At 69.8% G+C, this 18,668-nt stretch carries 15 protein-coding genes and 1 pseudogene; 11 read left to right on the forward strand and 5 right to left on the reverse strand.

The features are described from left to right. The 7 genes and pseudogenes from H7U20_RS03080 to H7U20_RS03110 form a co-directional block, all read left to right on the forward strand. Positions 1 to 373, forward strand: a pseudogene (locus H7U20_RS03080) (hypothetical protein); the annotation flags it as partial. A gap of 80 nt (positions 374 to 453) precedes the next feature. Further along, entirely contained in the window at positions 454 to 1,209 is a 756-nt protein-coding gene (locus H7U20_RS03085; protein WP_199518150.1) for a hypothetical protein, read from the forward strand. Positions 1,210 to 1,214: 5 nt separating this feature from the next. Beyond that, complete coding sequence (locus tag H7U20_RS03090; protein ID WP_233410464.1) at positions 1,215 to 2,519, forward strand: hypothetical protein; 1,305 nt, start codon at positions 1,215 to 1,217, stop codon at positions 2,517 to 2,519. A gap of 30 nt (positions 2,520 to 2,549) precedes the next feature. Next, positions 2,550 to 4,748 carry a hypothetical protein gene (locus H7U20_RS03095; protein WP_199518151.1) on the forward strand — a complete coding sequence of 733 codons (2,199 nt, stop codon included), beginning with the start codon at positions 2,550 to 2,552 and terminating at the stop codon, positions 4,746 to 4,748. A 6-nt stretch (positions 4,749 to 4,754) separates the two neighbouring features. Then, positions 4,755 to 5,798 carry an aminotransferase class I/II-fold pyridoxal phosphate-dependent enzyme gene (locus H7U20_RS03100; RefSeq protein WP_199518152.1) on the forward strand — a complete coding sequence of 348 codons (1,044 nt, stop codon included), beginning with the start codon at positions 4,755 to 4,757 and terminating at the stop codon, positions 5,796 to 5,798. After that, positions 5,782 to 7,128, forward strand: coding sequence for a hypothetical protein (locus H7U20_RS03105; RefSeq protein WP_199518153.1), 1,347 nt, complete (start codon positions 5,782 to 5,784; stop codon positions 7,126 to 7,128). Before H7U20_RS03100 ends, H7U20_RS03105 begins: the two co-directional genes overlap by 17 nt. 13 nt (positions 7,129 to 7,141) lie before the next feature. After that, positions 7,142 to 7,870, forward strand: a complete 729-nt coding sequence (locus H7U20_RS03110; RefSeq protein WP_199518154.1) for an amidohydrolase family protein — start codon at positions 7,142 to 7,144, stop codon at positions 7,868 to 7,870. Here H7U20_RS03110 and H7U20_RS03115 read toward each other — a convergent pair. Both H7U20_RS03115 and H7U20_RS03120 read right to left on the reverse strand, forming a co-directional pair. Beyond that, positions 7,847 to 8,959, reverse strand: a complete 1,113-nt coding sequence (locus tag H7U20_RS03115) for an acyltransferase family protein (RefSeq protein WP_199518155.1) — start codon at positions 8,957 to 8,959, stop codon at positions 7,847 to 7,849. The genes H7U20_RS03110 and H7U20_RS03115 overlap by 24 nt on opposite strands. 152 nt (positions 8,960 to 9,111) lie before the next feature. Next, positions 9,112 to 10,305: a sigma 54-interacting transcriptional regulator gene (locus H7U20_RS03120; RefSeq protein ID WP_370593059.1), complete on the reverse strand. Its 1,194-nt coding sequence runs from the start codon at positions 10,303 to 10,305 to the stop codon at positions 9,112 to 9,114. 859 nt (positions 10,306 to 11,164) lie between these two features. On the opposite strand from H7U20_RS03120, the gene H7U20_RS03125 reads away from it, so the two are divergent. After that, the gene (locus H7U20_RS03125) at positions 11,165 to 11,923 is read left to right on the forward strand and encodes an acetoacetate decarboxylase (RefSeq protein ID WP_199518157.1); all 759 of its coding nucleotides are present in this window, start codon (positions 11,165 to 11,167) and stop codon (positions 11,921 to 11,923) included. Then, positions 11,920 to 12,702 carry a 3-hydroxybutyrate dehydrogenase gene (locus tag H7U20_RS03130; protein ID WP_199518158.1) on the forward strand — a complete coding sequence of 261 codons (783 nt, stop codon included), beginning with the start codon at positions 11,920 to 11,922 and terminating at the stop codon, positions 12,700 to 12,702. The genes H7U20_RS03125 and H7U20_RS03130 overlap by 4 nt, the downstream gene beginning before the upstream one ends. Before the next feature lie 258 nt (positions 12,703 to 12,960). Here the strand turns inward: H7U20_RS03130 and H7U20_RS03135 are convergent, their stop codons facing one another. The 3 genes from H7U20_RS03135 to H7U20_RS03145 form a co-directional block, all read right to left on the reverse strand. After that, positions 12,961 to 15,213, reverse strand: coding sequence for an arginine/lysine/ornithine decarboxylase (locus H7U20_RS03135; RefSeq protein WP_199518159.1), 2,253 nt, complete (start codon positions 15,211 to 15,213; stop codon positions 12,961 to 12,963). Between the two features lie 232 nt (positions 15,214 to 15,445). Further along, positions 15,446 to 16,066 (reverse strand): DUF4337 domain-containing protein, encoded by a 621-nt coding sequence (locus H7U20_RS03140; protein ID WP_199518160.1) that lies wholly within the window; start codon positions 16,064 to 16,066, stop codon positions 15,446 to 15,448. Positions 16,067 to 16,122: 56 nt separating this feature from the next. Then, positions 16,123 to 16,620 carry a dihydrofolate reductase gene (locus H7U20_RS03145; RefSeq protein WP_199518161.1) on the reverse strand — a complete coding sequence of 166 codons (498 nt, stop codon included), beginning with the start codon at positions 16,618 to 16,620 and terminating at the stop codon, positions 16,123 to 16,125. Positions 16,621 to 16,948: 328 nt separating this feature from the next. Here H7U20_RS03145 and H7U20_RS03150 point away from each other — a divergent pair, with 328 nt between their 5' ends. Next, positions 16,949 to 17,461, forward strand: a complete 513-nt coding sequence (locus tag H7U20_RS03150) for a MepB family protein (protein ID WP_233410465.1) — start codon at positions 16,949 to 16,951, stop codon at positions 17,459 to 17,461. 52 nt (positions 17,462 to 17,513) lie between these two features. Then, a complete protein-coding gene (locus H7U20_RS03155) occupies positions 17,514 to 18,593 on the forward strand; it encodes an SMP-30/gluconolactonase/LRE family protein (RefSeq protein WP_370593061.1) in 1,080 nt (359 codons plus the stop codon). The last annotated feature ends 75 nt before the right edge of the window (positions 18,594 to 18,668 follow it).

Here is an 18,668-nt window from a genome sequence, read left to right on the forward strand (position 1 = left end):
GGCGGGCGCGTTGGCCGACGCGGCGCGCCGCGTGCTGCCGATCCGCAGCGGCGCGGCGGACGGCGCCGTGGCGCTTGCGGCGGAGCCGGCCGGCGGCGACCTGAAGAGCCGCGCCGCGCGCGTCTTCGGCATCGAGCTCGAGGGCCTGAGCCCAGAGGACAAGGAGTTCGAGGTGGCGCAGCGCTTCGTGCGCTTCGCCTGCGATGCGGCGCGCGGCGCGCTGGGCGGTGCCGGCGCCACCTCCGAGGCCGCCACGCAGGCGGCGCTGTGGCGGGCGGCGCGGCGCCACGCGCCGGGTTTGCTGCGCTGCGCGGCGCCGGGCCAGGGCCACTGGCGCCGCGAGGGCGGCCGCATCGTGTTGCTCGATGTCTGAGCGGGTAGCCGGTTCGGGCGGAAGGGCCGCCCGGACCGTTGTTGTTTCACTTGTCGTTACATATTTTTCGGGAGAGCACCATGCATGACATAGATCGCACGACCCTAGAATTCGGTCAACAGGAGATGTCCGGCTACGAGGCGGAGCAGTTCGAGTTCGGCCAGGGCGAATGGAGCGGCGAGGGCGGCCTGCAGGGCCTGTTTTCCGAAGCCGAGGAGATGGAGCTGGCCAACGAGCTGCTGTCGGTCAGCAACGAGGCCGAACTTGAACAGTTCCTCGGCAATTTCCTGCGCAAGGCCGCGTCGGTGGCCGGCCAGGTCATCAAGTCGCCCGTCGGCCAGGCCATAGGCGGCGTGCTGAAGGGCGTGGCCAAGAAAGCCATCCCGCTGGCCGGCGGCGCCATCGGCGGTTATTTCGGCGGCCCGCTGGGCGCCAAGATCGGTAGCGGCCTGGCCTCGGCGGCCGGCAGCGCCTTGGGGCTGGAGGCCGAGATGCTGTCCGGCGAGGACCGCGAGTACGAGGGGGCCAAGCAGTTCGTCCGGCTGGCGGCCGACACCGTCACCCGCGCCGCCCAGGCGCGCGGCGGCGACCCGCGCGCCATCGCCCAGTCGGCGGCGACGGCGGCGGCGCGCCAACACGCGCCCGGTCTGCTGGGCCGGGGCGCGGCCGGGGTCATGGGCGGCGGGCAGGCTTGCGCCAACGGCGCCGGCGCCGGCGGCCTGGCTGCCGGAGGTCAAGCGATTGGCGGCGGCGGCGCCGGTGCGCGCGGCGGCGCGCGCGGCCAGTCCGGCCGCTGGGTGCGCCAAGGCCAGAAGATCGTGCTGTACGGAGCCTGACGGCGATGGCCATCGCTCCTTATGCCTCGTGGATGCTGGCGCAGGAGGCGCGCGCTTTGCTGGCGCGCCTGGCGCGGGTGCGGCCGTTCGCCTTGATCGAGCCGATGGTGCCGGCGGCGGCGCTGTTGCCGCAGGCGCAGTCGGCCATCGAGGGCCACTTGGCGGCGGGGCGGCGCGAGCTTGGCGCGCTGGTCAGGAGCTATCTGGCGTGGCTGGACGGCGCCGCCAGCAGCGCTAGCGCGGCCGAGGCGCAGCGCCGCTTCACCTTCCTGCGGCTGCGCTTCAACGCCGCGCTGACCCAGTTCGACCTGTTCAACGAGGTCATCACCCAGCGCAGCGAGAACGAGAACGGGGTCTGGTTGTCCGGCCTGGACGTGGTGGCGGCCGATGCGCTGGCGCTGGCCGGCGGCTACTACACGGCGCCGCCGGTGGTCTGCTATCTGGACCGTGGGCCGGGCGCGGCGATCCGCCGCGCCCGCACCCGCCTGCCCGGCGGCGGCGAGAATCCGGTCGCCATCGTGCGGGTGCCGCGCGAGCGCATGGTCGGCAGCGGCATCGCCTCGTCGCTGGTGCACGAGGTGGGCCACCAGGGCGCGGCGCTGCTCGACCTGGTCAACTCGCTGCGGCCGCTGCTGCAGGCCATGCAGCACGGCGGCGACGATGGCGCCTGGCGGTTGTGGGAGCGTTGGATTTCGGAGATCGTGGCCGACTTCTGGTCGCTGGCGCGGGTCGGCGTGACGGCCACGCTGGGCCTGATCGGCGTGGTCAGCCTGCCGCGCCCCTTCGTCTTCCGCCTCAACGCCGACGACCCGCATCCGGTGCCGTGGATACGCGTCAAGCTGAGTTGCGCGATGGGGCGCGAGCTGTATCCGCACCGGCAGTGGGACCGCATCGAGCGGCTGTGGGAGTCCTACTATCCGCCGGCCGGCCTGGCGCCGGCGTTGCTGGCGCAGCTGAGCGCGCTGCAGGCCAGCATGCCGGCGCTGGTCCGGCTGCTGGCGCGGCACCGCCCGGCGGCGCTGCGCGGCAGCTCGCTGCCGCAGGCGCTGGGGGTGGCGGCGCGCCAGCCGGAGCGGCTCTCGCGCCTGTTCGGCCTGTGGCAGCGCGCGCCGGCGCGCATGTACCGCGCCGCGCCCTCGCTGGTGTTCGCCGTGCTGGGCCAGGCGCGCGCCGATGGCACGCTGGAGCCGGAGCCGGAGGCGGCCTTGCTGGGACGCCTGCTGACCCACTGGGCGTTGCGCAGCACGCTCGACACCGCGGTCCTGTGCGGCGCGCTGACAGGCCGGCGCGGCGCGGCGGAGGCGGCCTGAATCCGATAGTCCATCTTGAAGGAGTTAGCTATGAGTGCCATGAGTACCAAGATCGCGCCGGCCAATCCGCCGGCCCATCCGCCGATCAATCCATCGGTCAATCCGCCGCCCAGGGATAGCCGGCCCGGCTCGCTGCAGGTCAGCGTGCACGAGCGCGCCAGCGGCGCCGTCGTGGTCAACGCCGCCATCGCGCTGTACCGCTGCGCCATGGTCGATTGCGCCAATTTCGACCCGCTGCGATGGGACGGCCGCAGCGACGTGCTGGTCGACACCCGCTTCACCGACGCGCGCGGCTACGCCGTGTTCGCCGAACTGGCGCCGGGCGCCTATGTCGCCGCCTACGAGAACTTCCCCGTCACGCCGCCGCAGTGCGCCCAGGTGCACGCCGGCTGCGGCGCGCTGCTGTGCTTCGAACTGGCCCTGGAGCCGGGCGTCACACTCAGCTTCGAGACGCCGGACTGCAAGCCGAGCACCTGCCGCACGGCGCGGGTGGCCGACCGGGTGCGCGCCAAGGTGTCCTTCTTCGGCGACCAGGACGCCAACACGCGGGCCAACGTGCAGGTGCTGGCGGCGGCGCCGTGGCTGATCGAGCGCGACGACGACTACGGTTTCAGCTACGTGGTGCGGCGTCCCGGCGTGCACCGCTTCGAGGCGCAGATGCTGCTGGCGCGGCGGCCCGACACGGCGCTGGCCGGCCTGATCCCGCTCGACGCGGTCGGCAGCGTGGGCGGCGCGTTGCGGGCGATGATCGCCTTGGCGGCCGACTTCGACGCCGACGAGCGCACCCCTCAGCTGATCGGCGGCAACGTCGGCGTCTCGCTGAGCCGCACCGAAACCGAGCCGACCGAGGACCTGCCGCTGTGGACCTTGATCCGCAACAGCACCGAGGCGATGGGCTTCAACAACTACCTGCACTTCATCGACGGCCTGTTCTGCGGCGACATCGGCGGGGTGCGCGGTTTCGAAGGGGAGCGCTTCGTCAAGAAGGCCGAGCAGTTCGGCTCGCTTAACAAGCGGCGCGCGCTGCCCTTCACCGATTCCGAGGCCTACCGCGTGCTGAAGGCGGCCACCGAGGCCTTCGTCATGGTCAACTGCGGCGTGCTGTCGCAACCGCTGGCCTTCAACCCGGCCGAGGACGAGGCGTATCTGGACCGGCGCGACATCCCGCCCGGGCGCGACCTGGAGACGGTGCTGCTCAACGACTACCTGGAGAACGTCGACGGCAGCGCCACCTTGCCCTACCTGGCGATCATCCGCCGCAAGCTGCCCGACATCCCGATCACCATCCCGCGCGGCCAGGAGCCGCAGGCCGACCTGTGCTTCGGCATCCTGCAGGACAAGCTGGCCAACCCCTGCCTGCTCGAACTGATCTGGTCGTACTGGCACGAGGAGGGCATGCTGGTGCAGACCATGAACGCGATCACTCAGCGCTTCCAGAACGTGCGCGCACCGGGCCTGAGCGACGCCCTGGCCAACACCGAGATCGACATGCTGCGGCCCCTCAACAACCTGATCTGGGGCTACACCCAGGACGAGCAGCATCGCCTGACGGTGGTGCGGCGCAACTACGAGTACGACCACCACTACGGCGTGCGGCTCGACGGCAAGGCGGTGCAGAACTTCCGCCCGGCCGACACGCGCTCGCGCTTCCTGGAGGCCTTCCACCACCTGCTGCGCCTGTGCACCTCGTTCTACCGGCAGGACGACGACACCACCGTCAAGGCCGACGCCTTCCCGGTGCTCAACGCGCTCAAGGAGGTGCACCTGATCCTGTCGCAGGGCGCGCACAACCAGTTCGGCGACCTGCCGTCGACGGCGCGCATCGAGATGCTGATGCAGCAGTGGCTGCTGGCGCGGCCGGAGTTCCGCGAGTTCCTGCCGACCCGGCTGATGGTGGCCTACCCGGAGCCGTGGATGGACCGGGTCGACGCCATGAAGAAGCTGCAGAACTGGACCGACACCAGCGTGGTGCACTTCCGCAGCCTGGGCATGTTCGGCGAGCAGGTGCTGCTGTCGGTGCGCTACGGCGCCTGGAGCGACATCTACGAGCCGACGCCGGCCTTCAACTGGGCGCGCTTCTGGCGGCCGCAGATCCAGGGCTACATCCACGCCTACCGCGCCGCCACCGGGGTCGACCTGTCGATCGACGCGGTCGACACGGTGGCCGAGTCGACCATCCCCTCGGTGCTGCTGCGGCAGCGCTTGAGCGAGCAGGCGCGCAGCGCCTGAGCCGGCATGGCCGACTTCTCCAGCGCCCTGTACCTGGGCCTGCGCCATCCGGCGTGGGCGCTGGCGCCCTGGTCGGCGCTGACCCTGGGGCGGCCGGCGGCGCTGCAGGAACCGCCCGGCGCGGCGGCGCTGGCGGCCCAGCTGGCGGCGCTGCAGGGCTGCCAGGCGGCCACGCTGCAGGTCTCGACGATGCAGCTGTTCTGGGACCTGTTCGGCATGCTGGCGGCCGAACCGCTGGCGCTGCTGGTCGACGGCGGCGCCTATCCGATCGCCCGCTGGGGCGCCGAGCGGGCGGTGGCGCGCGGCTTGCCGCAACAGGTGTTCCGCCACGGCGCGGTCGACGCCGCCGCCGCGCTGGCGCGGCAGTGGTCGCGCCGGGGCCGCCGGCCGCTGATCCTGGCCGACGGCTACAGCCCCGGCACGGCGGGCGCGCCGCCGCTGGCGCGGCTGGCGCGCATCGCCGGCGAGGGCGGCGGCTATCTGGTGCTGGACGACACCCAGGCGCTCGGCGTGTTGGGCCGCGCCGGCGGCGGCTCGCTGCGCCGTCACGGCGTGGCCGGACCGCATGTGCTGGTGGGCGCCTCGCTGGCCAAGGCCTTCGGCGCGCCGTTGGCGGTGTTGGCCGGCAGCGCCGAGCTGGTGGCGCGTTTCGAGGCGCACAGCCAGACGCGGCGCCACTGCAGCCCGCCGTCGCTGGCGGCCATCGCCGCCGGCCAGCGCGCGTTGCGCATCAACCGCGCCTGCGGCGACGGCCTGCGGCGCAGCCTGTGGCGGGTGGTGGAGCAGTTCCGCCGGGCGCTGGCGGCGCGCGGCATCGAGTGCCGGGGCGGCCAGTTTCCGGTGCAGACGGTGCGCCTGGCCGAAGGCGTCGACGCGGCGGCGCTGCAGGCGGCGCTGGCGCGCGACGGCGTCGAAGCGGTGGCGCAAATGACGGAGGGCGGCGCGGCGCTCAGCTTTTTGCTGCGCGCCGACCACCGCCCGCAGGACATCGAGCAGGCCGTCGCCGCGCTCGAACAACAGTTGAGGAGACAGCATGAATCAGCCATTTGAGATGTTGCCCTTCGTGGTGTCGGGCCGTTCGCCGCTGCCGCCACAGGGTTTCGGCGCGCGCCACCGCGCCCGCCAACAGTCGCCGTACCAGGCCGACTACCGTGACCCGTACCGGGCGCTGTATCCGGAACAGGGGCGGATGGGGGCCGAGCAGCAGGACGAGCGCGGCACGCGCATGGGGCGCGGCGGCGGTGGTGGCGGTGGCGGCGGACGCGGCGGTGGCGCGCGCCCAAGCGGTGCGGCACCGCGTGCCGGCGCGCGACCGGGACCGCGCGGCGGCCAGCCGGTCGCCGGCGGGGCGCAGGCCAGGCCTGGCAAAGTGGCGCGACCGCGACCGCTGGGAAAAGGTGCCGGTGCCGGCACCGCCGGGCAATTCGGCTCCGGCCCGCGCGGCTTTGTGCCACAGCGCGGCGATGGCCGCTATGGCCGGCCGCATCCCGCGCCGGCTGGCTGGCCGCGCGGCCCATATGGCTGGCCCTACTACGGCGCTTATGCCGGCCCCGGCTGGCCCTATGCCACGACGGCGGTGTTCGACGATGGCGCCGATGGCGGCTACGCCGACCAGGCCGCCGCGCAGGGAGATGCTAACGACGGCGGCAACGGCAACGACTTCGGCTTCGGCTTCGGCAACGGCAACGGCTTCGCCAACGACGGCTCCGACGGCGCGGCCGATGGCAACCAGGATCAACAGGAGTTCGCCATGCAAACCGCCGCATGCCAATGCGCCAAGTGTCTCCAGCGCGAGGCGGCGGGATTCGAGGTGATGCGGTTCGGCGCGCCGGCCGCCGCCGCGCCGTTCAGCCCGCAGCAGGAGGAGGAGTTGGCGATGGAGCTGTTGTCGGTCACCAGCGAGGCAGAGCTGGAGCAGTTCCTCGGCAATGTGTTCAAGAGCGTCTGGAAGGGCGTCAAGAAGGTGGCGGCGCCGCTGGGCGGCGCGCTCAAGGCGGTGGCCAAGCAGGCCTTGCCCTTCGTCGGCGGCGCGCTCGGCTCGATGATTCCGATCCCCGGCGTCGGCACGGCGCTCGGCACGGCCCTGGGCCGCGCCGCCAGCAACGCGCTGGAAATGGAGTTCGAGGGCATGGAACCGGTGCAGCGCGAGTACGAGACGGCGCGCCGCTTCGTGCGTCTGGCCGGTAGCGCGGCGCAGCTGGCCGGGCGCGGCGACGGCAGCCCAGGGGCGTTGCGCGGCGCGCTGCTGGTGTCGCTGCGGCGCCATCTGCCCTACATCTCGCCGGACCCGGTGATCCGCGCACGCGGCACCTTGCCGACGGTGGTGACGGGGCGCTGGCGCCGGCGCGGCAACCGCATCGTGCTGATGGGCGACTGGTGAACGGTGGCCGCCGATGATTATCGACTGCCACTGCCACGCCGGCCCGGGCGACGGCTTGTCCGGGCCGTGGGACGCCCACGCCGACCTGCGCCACTACCTGCGCCGCGCCGAGCGGGCCGGCATCGCGCGCAGCGTGCTGTTCGCCACCTTCCACTCGGACTACACGCTGGCCAACCGGGCGGTGGCGCGCATCGTCGCCGCCGATCCGCAGCGCTTCTACGGCTTCGCCTTCGTCCACCCGGTGCGCGACCGGGGCCGCATCGCGCGCATGGTCGGCGAGGCGGTCGAGCGGCACGGCTTCGTTGGCATCAAGGTGCACCGCCACGACGGCCGTATCAACGGCGAGGTGTGCGCGGCGGCGCGGGCCTGGCGTTTGCCGGTGCTGTACGATCCGATGGGCGAGGTGGCGGTGGCCGAGTTGCTGGCGCAGGACTACCCGGACGTCAACTTCATCCTGCCGCACTTGGGCAGTTTCTCCGACGACTGGGCGGCCCAGCTGGCGCTGATCGACCATCTGCGGCGCCATCGCAACATCTACACCGACACCTCCGGCGTGCGCCGCTTCGACCTGCTGCGCCAGGCGGTGCGGCGGGCCGGCGCGCACAAGGTCTTGTTCGGTACCGACGGGCCGTGGTTGCATCCGGGCTTGGAGCTGCACAAGGTGCGCTTGCTGGAGCTGTCGGCGTCGGACGAGGCGCTGATTTTGGGCGGGAACTTTCTACGCCTGACTGGCCAGGAATGAGGCGCGGCGCGGCGCCAGCGACAGCGGCCGTTCGACCAACAGGAACAGCGCGGCGGCGCCGGCCAGCGTCACGGCCAGCAGCAGCGGCAGCATGCCCCAGAACAGCAGCGGCCCAGGCTCGGGCTGGGGCAGGCGCGCCAACGCGGCGAGGGCGGCCTTGAGCAGCAGGCCGTGCAGCAGGTAGTAGGAGTAGCTCATATTGCCCAGCCAGCGCAGCGGGGCGAAACAGAAAACCCGCGCCAGCCGGCCCTGCGCTCGCTCGAAGCAGCACAGGCAGAGCCGGTACAGGGCGGCGGCCAGCACGACGATCTTCAGCGGCGCGGCCAGCGGCAGCATGAGGAGGACCAGTGCGCCGGCCAGTGCCGCCAGCGTCACGGCCTCGCCGGGTGGACGCCGGCGGCCGCCCAGGTCGCGACGATGGCCGCGCGCCTCGTGCAGCAGGGCGCCGGCGACGAACATCAGCGAGCGCAGCGGGACGCCGAAGGCGAGGTAGCCGGCGACAATGGCGCCGGCCACGGCGAACAGGAAGGCGACACGCCAGCGGCGGCGTCGCCGGCGCAGGCCGAAGGCGGCGATCAGCAGCGGTGTCGCCAGGTAGTAGAACAGCTCGTAGCTGAGCGACCAGGAGACGGTGATCAGCGGCGCCTCGCCGAGTAGCGGCGCGAGCAGCAGCAGGTTGTGTAGCAGGTAGCGCGTGGCGTCCACCGCCGCTGGCGGGATCTTGCTTTCGGCGGGGACGGCCAGCGACAGCGCCAGGTACAGCAGGAACACGGCGCCGTAGGTCGGGTAGATGCGCATCAGACGGCGCCGCATGAAGGGTAGGAAGGCCTGCCGGCGGGCGATCAACGAACCATAGATCAGGTAGCCGCTGAGGACGAAGAACAGGTCGACGCCGCTGTTGCCGGCCAGGTGCAGCAGGCGCGCCAGCAACGCCGACAGCGACGCGCCGTCCAGCCAGGGCGCCGCCAGCGTGGTGTAGTGGACCAGGAACACCAGCAGCACGGCCAGCCCGCGCAGGCCCTCCATCGGCCGCAGCGGCTGCGCGCCGTCGCCGTGGGATAGTTCGAATCGCTCGCTTAGCCAGGTCATCGGGCGACTATACCGCACGGCGCGCGAGGCGGGCTTGATGCGGCATCAAGCGCGACTTGTCGGCACTTACATCGCTGCACCAAGCCCGGCATCCATCCCGGCATCCATCCCGGCATCGATCCCGATATCTATCCCGATAATCCATCCCGATATCATTCGCTGCCGTCGGCCTCGGCCTCGGTGCCGGCCTGGCGGGCCTTGCGGCGCAGTTGCAAGGTGCGGTCGCTCACGCCCAGGCGCAGCGCGGCGCGCTGGTTGCTGCCGCCCTCCTGTTCGAGCACGATGCGCACGGCGATGTCGCCGGCGGCCTGGCTGATGGCGCTCAGGCCGACGCCCAGGTCGATGGCGTGGCGCACGGCCGCCTCGAAGCCGGCACCCGGCCAGCGCCGGCCGGTGCCGGTGCCGAGCCGCTCGTCCGGCGGCACGGCGCCGACGGTGATCGGCCCCGGGCCGCTGTGGCGGTGCCAGATGCGCGCCACCGTCTGGCGCAGCTCGCGCACGTTGCCGGGATAGTCGCGCGTCAACAGATATTGCCGCACCGCCGGGTCGAGCGCGCCGACGTCGCGGCCCGGCGCGCCGGCCGGCGCCATTTGGGCCAGGAAGTGGCCGACCAGCGGCAGGATGTCGTCGGGCCGTTCGCGCAGTGGCGGCGGGCGGCAACGCCAGCCGGCGATGCGGTAGTACAGGTCGGCGCGGAAGCGGCCCTGCGCCACCTCGGCCTCGAGCTCGCGGTTGGTGGCGCAGACCAGACGGAACTGGGTGGGCTGCCAGCTGTTGCCGCCGAGCCGCTTGTACTTGCGTTCCTGCACCGCGCGCAGCAGCTGGGCCTGCAGCGGCAGCGGCAGCTCGCCGACCTCGTCGACGAACAGCACGCCGCCGTCGGCCAGCGCGAAGGCGCCGTCGCGGGCGGCGGCGCCGGTGAAGGCGCCTTTCTCGTGGCCGAACAGCTCGCTGCCGCACAGCTCCGGCGACAGCGTGGTGCAGTCGAGCACGGTCAACTCGCCCTGGCAGCCGCTGAGGCGGTGGATCAGCTGGGCGATCAGGTCCTTGCCGGTGCCCGTTTCGCCGGTGATGAGCACCGGCGACTGGGTGAAGGCGGCGACCTCGACCACGCCGCGCACCAGCGCGCGCCATGCCGCGCTGTCGCCCACCAGACAGCCGCGCACGGCGGCCGAGTCCATCAACTGCTGCACCTCCTGCCAGCGGCGCAGGCGGGCCAGCACCTGGCTGGCGACGTCGGCGCCGGCCGTCGGCGGCCACCACAGCACATCGCTGGCGCCGGCCTCAAGCAGCGCCCACAGCGTGTCGGCGGCGGGCGGCTCGGCGGCGACGGCGAGCGCCAGCACGGCACCGCCGGCCAGTTCGCCCAGGCGTTGCGACAGCGCCTGGTCAGCCGCCGCGAAGAGCAGAATGGCAACCCCGGTCGCGGCCCCGGTTCCAATTCCGCTCCCGCTCCCGCTCCCGCCACAGCTCCCGGCCCCGGCCCTGGTTCCGATCCCGACCCCGAGCCCGGCCCCGGTCCGGGCTCCAGTCCCAGCTCCGCCCCGCCCCCCGGCGGCGTGCGGCGGCGCGGCGGCCGGCAGCAGGACCAGCCCCAATTGCTCCAGCTCGCTTTTGATCCGAGTTGCAGCGGGCGATCCGGCTTGATCGTGGACGTGCAGCCAAACCGACGGCGCCTGCAGGAAAGCCATGTTGTTTGAACGGTGGGAGTCGAACCGGCAAGTTGAGGCGCGTCCGCTCGGCCGGTGGGGCGGCGCAGATGCACTATAAATCCGCCGGCGTCACGGCGCTTGATGTGCGCCAATCGTGCCCGCCTGCCGCCTGCCGCCTGCCGCCTGCCGCCTGCCGCCTGCCGCCTGCTGTCGTCGTCGCGCCCGCCCGGACGGCCCGCTTTGTTCGCTGGCGCACAGATGGGGGCGGGAATTGCGCGCTTAATGGACACCACTAAAGGGCACTTCGAAAAACCACCAAATTGTCGTTCCCGCGCAGGCGGGAACCCATGCTGAGCCAATGGACATGCGGGGTAGAGATTCCCGCCTGTGCGGCGGACCGCTCCGCAGGCGGGAGCGACGAATTCGGTTTATTCGAGGTGCGCCAGATTGCCGCAGCCCGCGCGTTCGCGCCGGGCGCGGCGTCGACGCGCGCCGTCCCCTCGGCGCGCCGGTCTGGCGCGTCGACCAGCCGCCACCAGCGAACGGAGCTTCCATGAAAATAGATGATGTCCGCAAGACTGCATTCGCCATGCCACTGACCAGTCCGTCCTATCCGCGCGGTCCATATCGCTTCGTCAACCGCGAGTTCTTCATCGTCACTTATCGCACCGACCCCGACGCGCTGCGGGCGATCATCCCCGAACCGCTGCAGTTCGACGAGCCCATCGTCCGCTTCGAGTTCATCCGCATGCCCGACTCGACCGGCTTCGGCGACTACACCGAGGCCGGCCAGGTGATCCCGGTCACTTTCGAAGGCGAGCGCGGCAGCTACGTCCATTCGATGTACCTGAACGACGACGCGCCGATCGCCGGCGGCCGCGAGCTGTGGGGCTTTCCGAAGAAGCTGGCCTCGCCGGCGCTGGGCGTCGACAAGGACACCTTGATCGGCACGCTGGACTACGGCCCGATGCGGGTCGCCTCGGCCTCGATGGGCTACAAGCACGTCACGCTCGACCCGGGGCCGGTGCTGGCCGGCCTGCTGGCGCCCAGCTTCCTGCTGAAGATCATTCCCCACGTCGACGGCACGGCGCGCATCTGCGAACTGGTGCGCTACTACCTGGAGGACGTGCAGGTGAAGGGCGCCTGGAGCGGCCCCGCCGCGCTGCAACTGGCCCACCACGCGCTGGCCCAGGTGGCCCAACTGCCGGTGCTGGAGGTGATCTCCGGCACCCACATCCTCACCGATTTGACCCTGGGCCTCGGCACAGTGGCCTTCGACTACCTCGTACCACCCACAGGAGAACCAAGATGAAACTGAAAGACAAAGTCTGCGTCGTGACCGGCGCCGCCAGCGGCATCGGCAAGGAAATCGCCTTGACCTTCGCCCGCGAGGGCGCCCGCATCGTCATCGCCGACCTGAATCTGGACGCCGCCAACGCCACCGCCGCCGAGATCGACGCCATCGGCGGCGGCGCGATGGGCGTGGCGATGGACGTCACCGACGAGGCGCAAGTGAACGCCGGCATCGCCGCCGTGGTGGCGGCCTGGGGCGGCATCGACGTGCTGGTCAGCAACGCCGGCATCCAGATCGTCCATCCGCTGGAAGATTTTCCTTTCGCCGAATGGAAGAAGATGCTGGCGATCCATCTCGACGGCGCTTTTCTCACCACCAAGGCTTGCCTGCCGCACATGTACGCCTCGGGCCGGGGCGGCAGCGTCATCTACATGGGTTCGGTGCACTCGAAGGAGGCCTCGCTGTTGAAGGCGCCCTACGTGACGGCCAAGCACGGCCTGATCGGCCTGGCCAAGGTGGTCGCCAAGGAGGGCGCCGCCCACGGCGTGCGCGCCAACGTGATTTGCCCCGGCTTCGTGCGCACGCCGCTGGTCGACAAGCAGATCCCCGAGCAGGCCAAGACGCTGGGCATCAGCGAGGACGAGGTGGTCAAGACGGTGATGTTGAAGGATACCGTCGACGGCGAGTTCACCACCACCGCCGACGTGGCCGAGGTGGCGCTGCTGTTCGCCAGCTTCCCGTCCAACGCGCTGACCGGGCAGTCGCTGGTGGTCAGCCACGGCTGGTTCATGCAGTAGGGTTCATGCCGGGGCCGGGTCGCCGGCGGACCCGGCGGACCCGGTGGACCCGGTGGACCCGGTGGACGTGAAAAAGGGCGGCCGAGGCCGCCCTGGGGCAAGCGGCGCGGCCGCTTTTTTCGTGTCAAGGCGACCGGGACGCCAGCACACCCCAGCGGCGAAGAGCCGGGGTCGGACCCGCTGGGTCCGACCCCAGGTTTGCGCCGGTGGGTTTGCTCGGCGTCGCGGCGCACCCCGCGGGGCCGCCCGCTGTGCCGCTTACTGTTTGACGCAGTCGACGAAGTAGCCGCGCTTGCCGTCCACCTCGCGCTTGACCAGGCCGTGCACGTCCGTCTCGAAGCCGGGGAAGCGCTCGTTGAAGTCGCGCGCGAAGCGCAGGTAGTCGACGATGGTCTTGTTGAAGCGCTCGCCCGGGATCAGCAGCGGAATGCCCGGTGGATACGGCGTCAGCAGGATCGAGGTGATGCGGCCTTCCAGTTCGTCGATGGCGACCCGTTCGATCTCGCGGTGGGCCATCTTGGCGAAGGCGTCCGACGGCTTCATCGCCGGGACCATGTCCGACAGGTACATCTCGGTGGTCAGGCGCGCCACGTCGTAGGCCTTGTAGAAGTCGTGGATCTGCTGGCACAGGTCGCGCAGGCCCATCTTCTCGTAGCGCGGGTTGGCCGCCGCGAACTCCGGCAGGATGCGCCACATCGGCTGGTTCTTGTCGTAGTCGTCCTTGAACTGCTGCAAAGCGGTCAGCAGGGTGTTCCAGCGGCCCTTGGTGATGCCGATGGTGAACATGATGAAGAACGAGTATAGGCCGCACTTCTCGATGATGACGCCGTGCTCGGCCAGGTACTTGGTGACGATCGAGGCCGGGATGCCGGTGTCGCCGAACTGGCCGTCAAGCGACAGGCCGGGGTTGACGATGGTCGCCTTGATCGGGTCGAGCATGTTGAAGCCCGGCGCCAGCTTGCCGAAGCCGTGCCAGTCGTCGTCGGCGTGGATGATCCAGTCCTCGCGCGAGCCGATGCCTTCCTCGGCGAAGCTGTTCGGTCCCCAGACCTGGAACCACCAGTCCTTGCCCCATTCCAGGTCGATCTTCTTCATGGCGCGACGGAAGTCGAGCGCCTCGATGATCGATTCCTCCACCAGGGCGGTGCCGCCCGGCGCTTCCATCATCGCGGCGGCGACGTCGCAGGAGGCGATGATCGAGTATTGCGGCGAGGTCGAGGTGTGCATCAGGTAGGCCTCGTTGAAGGCGTCCAGGTCGAGCTTGACCGAGTCCGACTCGCGCACCAGGATCTGCGAGGCCTGCGACAGGCCGGCGAGCAACTTGTGGGTCGACTGGGTCGAGAAGATCATCGACTCCTTGGCGCGCGGGCGGTCCTTGCCGATTGCGTGCATGTCCTTGTAGAAATCGTGGAAGGTGGCGTGCGGCAGCCACGCTTCGTCGAAGTGGAGGGTGTCGATCTTGCCGTCAAGCATTTCGCGCAGGGTCTCGACGTTGTAGATCACGCCGTCGTAGGTCGACTGGGTGATGGTCAGAATGCGCGGCTTCTTGTTGGCGGCTTCGCGGGCGAAGGGATTGGCCTCGATCTTGCGGGCGATGCTTTCCGGCGTGAACTCTTCCAGCGGGATCGGGCCGATGATGCCGAGGTGGTTGCGGGTCGGCATCAGGAAGACGGGGATCGCGCCGCACATGATGATCGAGTGCAGGATCGACTTGTGGCAGTTGCGGTCGACCACCACGATGTCGCCCGGCGCGACGGTCGAGTGCCAGACCATCTTGTTCGAGGTCGAGGTGCCGTTGGTGACGAAATAGCAATGGTCGGCGTTGAAGATGCGCGCCGCGTTGCGTTCCGAGGCGGCGATCGGGCCGGTGTGGTCGAGCAGCTGGCCGAGTTCCTCGACGGCGTTGCAGACGTCGGCGCGCAGCATGTTCTCGCCGAAGAACTGGTGGAACATCTGGCCGATCGGCGACTTCAGGAAGGCCACGCCGCCCGAGTGGCCGGGGCAGTGCCAGGAGTAGGAGCCGTCGTTGGCGTAGTGCACCAGGGCGCGGAAGAACGGCGGCGACAGGCCGTCCAGGTAGGACTTGGCTTCGCGGATGATGTGGCGGGCGACGAATTCCGGCGTGTCCTCGAACATGTGGATGAAGCCGTGCAGCTCGCGCAGGATGTCGTTGGGGATGTGGCGCGAGGTGCGCGTTTCGCCGTACAGGTAGATCGGGATGTCGGCGTTCTTGTAGCGGATTTCCTCGACGAAGGCGCGCAGCGACTTCAGGGCGTGGTCGGTTTCCTCGACCGAGCCGGTGCCGAACTCCTCGTCGTCGATCGACAGCACGAACGCCGAGGCGCGCGATTGCTGTTGGGCGAACTGCGACAGGTCGCCATAACTGGTTACGCCCAGCACTTCCATGCCTTCTTTTTCCATCGCGGCGGCCAGGGCGCGGATGCCCAGGCCGGACGTATTTTCAGAACGGAAATCCTCGTCAATGATGACGATGGGGAAACGAAATTTCATGCTGTCTCCAGAAAAGAAGACCGCCCCTGGCCATCGATTGGCGGGGCGGGCAGGGCGCAACGGCGCCAAAAAAAAATAAGAACGGGATTCTCGCAGAAATGCTGCCGATCTGGTGAAAAATCATACAGAAATTTACAAGCGACAATCCCGCATAGTGTGGCAACGGTGTGACACGGCGATGACAGGCGGCTAAGCGCCGTGGCCATCGGCCTTGGCGCGGCCGCCGGCGCGGCTAGTGGCCGGCCGCGCCGGCGCCCAGTTTCAGCATCAGCGCGCCGATCGGATCGACGTGCAGCCAGGCGAAGGCGCCCAGCGCGATGCCGACGCCGGCCACGGCGTAGGCCGCGCCCTGCAGCCATTTCTTGCGCGTCAGCAGGGTAATGGCGGCCAGCGAGATGGCGATCTGCTCGGCGGTGGTGGCCAGCGCCCACTGGTGGTGCTGGTGCATCGCCTCGTCCGATTTATGGTTCCACTCGGTCGAGGAGGCCTCCCATTTCTCGGCCTCCTTCTTGATGTCCTCTTTTTCGCCCTTGTAGCGGGCCACGTCGGCCTTGTACTTTTCCGGGTCGACGCCGGGCAGGGTGGCGGCCAGCTCGGCCAGGTTCTGCTTGTTCGACTTGGCCTGGTAGTAATTCCAGCTGTTGGCAGCCTGCGTCTTGTCGATCGCGGCGTTGTTCTTGAACAGCGCCGCGTCGTTCTGCGTGGCGCCGCCCTGGTAGCCGAACATGGCGCCGACGGTGGCGAGGATCGCCGTCATGACGGCGATGTTGCTGGAAAAACCATCGCCGCCGTGCGCCGCGTGTTCCACCGCGTGGTCGTGCGGGCCGTGAACGTGAAAACCGTCTCCTGACATGGTCTTTTGAATCCTAAAAAGTGTTGAGAAAGTGTCAAATAAGCGTCAAACAAGCGTCAAACAAGCGGCGCCGGCGTGCGGCGCCAAGTGACAAAGGCGTATTGCAGATCGGCACTTGGGGACGAGTGCTCCTCGCGCTCGTCTTCCCGCCACTGGGCGGGGTCGATCGGCGGGAAGAACGCGTCGCAACTATAGAGCTTTTTGACCTCGGTGACGATCAATTGATCGGCCACGGCCATCGCCTGGGTGTAGATGTCGGCGCCGCCGATGATGAAGGCCGTTTGGCCGGCCACCAGGGCGACGGCGGCTTCGATCGACGAGGCCGTCTCGACGCCGTCGTGGCGCCAGTCCTGGTTGCGCGTGATGACGATGTTGCGCCGGCCCGGCAGCGGCCGGCCGATCGAGTCGAAGGTTTTGCGACCCATGACGATGGGGTGGCCGGTGGTGACGCGCTTGAAGTGCGCCATGTCCTCCGGCAGCTTCCAGGGCAGGGTGTTGTCGATGCCGATGCCGCGCTGGGTGTCCATGGCGACGATGATGGTCAATTGGGTCATGTTGTTTCCAAAGCAATTGCGGGCGCCGCGCCGGTGCGGCGGGCGATGTTCCCGGTATTATCGGCGAAATCGGCGCGGCGGGTGAAGATGCTTGGAGGCGGGGTGGTATCTTCGATCGCGTATTGGATTTAATGCAATAATGCGGGAAAACGCATGTTGCGTGGGGGAAGTCAGCGAAACCCCAGGGCGCAAATCTGGGGTCAGACCCCGCAGGGTCTGACCCCGGCTCTTTGCCTTTGGGTGGTTTTATAGCCGTCTGCGCTTTACTACAGTGTGAATTTCGGGTGGAACTATCAATACGATGAATTGTGATCCGGCGCAGGGCCCTTTGCCGCCCCAACTGCTGGCGGCGCTGGACGCCTACCGCCAGGCCGGCCTGGCGGGCGGCGGCGCGCCCGCGCGCGAGGCCGAGAGCGCCGAGTACGGCGCCTGCCGGCTGGACCTGGCCGGCTTGTCGCTGGTGTTCCGCGTCGCCAAGACCACGCCGACCAAGATAGGTCAGTTCGTGACGATCTGGAAACGGCCGACGCCGGACGCGGAAATCGCCCCGCTCGACGGCGCCGACGGCGTCGACGTGGTGGTGGTCAGCGTGGCCGACGCCGGCCATCGCGGCCAGTTCATCTTCGACCGCGCGGTGCTGCTGGCCAAGGGCGTGATGTCGCGCGACGGCGTCGGCGGCAAGCGCGCCATGCGCGTCTATCCGCCGTGGACCACGCCGCTTGCCAAGGACGCCATCCGTACCCAGCAGTGGCAGCTGCGCCATTTCATCGCGATGGCCGCCGATGGCGGCGCCGACCCGCTGCGTCTGCGCCATCTGTTGCACGGGCGGGCGGCGGCGTAGGCCGCTGATCGTTCGCTTTTTGATCGTCACATCGACAATGAAGAGAACCATTTTGCTGCCTGTTTTACTGATCCTGGTGCCGGCCGCCTACCTGAGCCTGTGGCCCGTGCCCATCGAGCCGCTGGCCTGGCAGGCGCCGGCGGCGCCCGGTTACGTCGGCGCCCACGCCCCCAACAGCCGCCTGGCCGGCGTCCGGCAGATCGACCTGAAGGGCGAAGTGGGGCCCGAGCATGTGGTCTTCGGCGCCGACGGCTTGCTGTACACCGGCGTCGCCAGCGGCCACATCCTGCGCATGAAGCCCGACGGCGGCGCGCAGGAAGTCTTCTGCGATACCGGCGGCAAGCCGTTGGGCATGGCCTTCGACGCGGCCGGCCGCTTGATCGTCGCCGATGCCGTCAAGGGCCTGTTGTCGATCGGCGGCAATGGCAAGGCGACGGTGCTGGTCGATGCGGTTGCCGGCGAGCCGCTGCGCTTTCTCGACGGCGTGGTGGTCGCCGGCAACGGCAAGATCTATTTCACCGACGCCTCGACCCGCTTCGGCCCGGCGCAATGGGGCGGCACCCTGCAGGCGGCCACGCTCGACGTGCTGGAGCAGTCGTCCACCGGGCGGGTGCTGGAGTACGATCCGGCCAGGCAGGCGGCGCGGGTGGTCGCCAAGGGCTTGAGTTTCGCCAACGGCATCGCGCTCAGCGGCGACCAGGCCAGCCTGCTGGTCAGCGAGAGCGGCCGCTACCGGGTGTGGAAGATCGCCGTCGCGGCCGAGCAACTGGACGTGGCGCGGCCGTCGGCGCAGGCGCGGGTGCTGTTGGACAATCTGCCCGGCTATCCGGACAACCTGCAGCGCGGCCTGGACGGCCGCATTTGGCTGGGGCTGGCCGGCCAGCGCAACGACCTGGACAAGATGGCCGGGCGGCCCTTCCTGCGCAAGCTCATGCTGCGCGTGCCGCGCCCCTTGTGGCCGACACCCAAGCCCTACGGCCATGTGATCGCCTTCGACGAGGACGGTCGGGTGCTGGCCGATCTGCAGGACGCCAGCGGCAACTCGCCTCTGACCACCGGCGCCACGGAGACGGCGCAGCGCCTGTACATCCACAACGCCGACGGCAAGAGCCTGGGCTGGCTGGCGCGCTAGCGCGGCGGTTTGGGGCGGCGGCGGCCTTGGCAACACCCAGAGGCAAAGAGCTGGGGTCGGACCCCTCGGGGTCCG

This window comes from Rugamonas violacea (assembly GCF_016461825.1).
Taxonomy (GTDB): domain Bacteria; phylum Pseudomonadota; class Gammaproteobacteria; order Burkholderiales; family Burkholderiaceae_D; genus Rugamonas.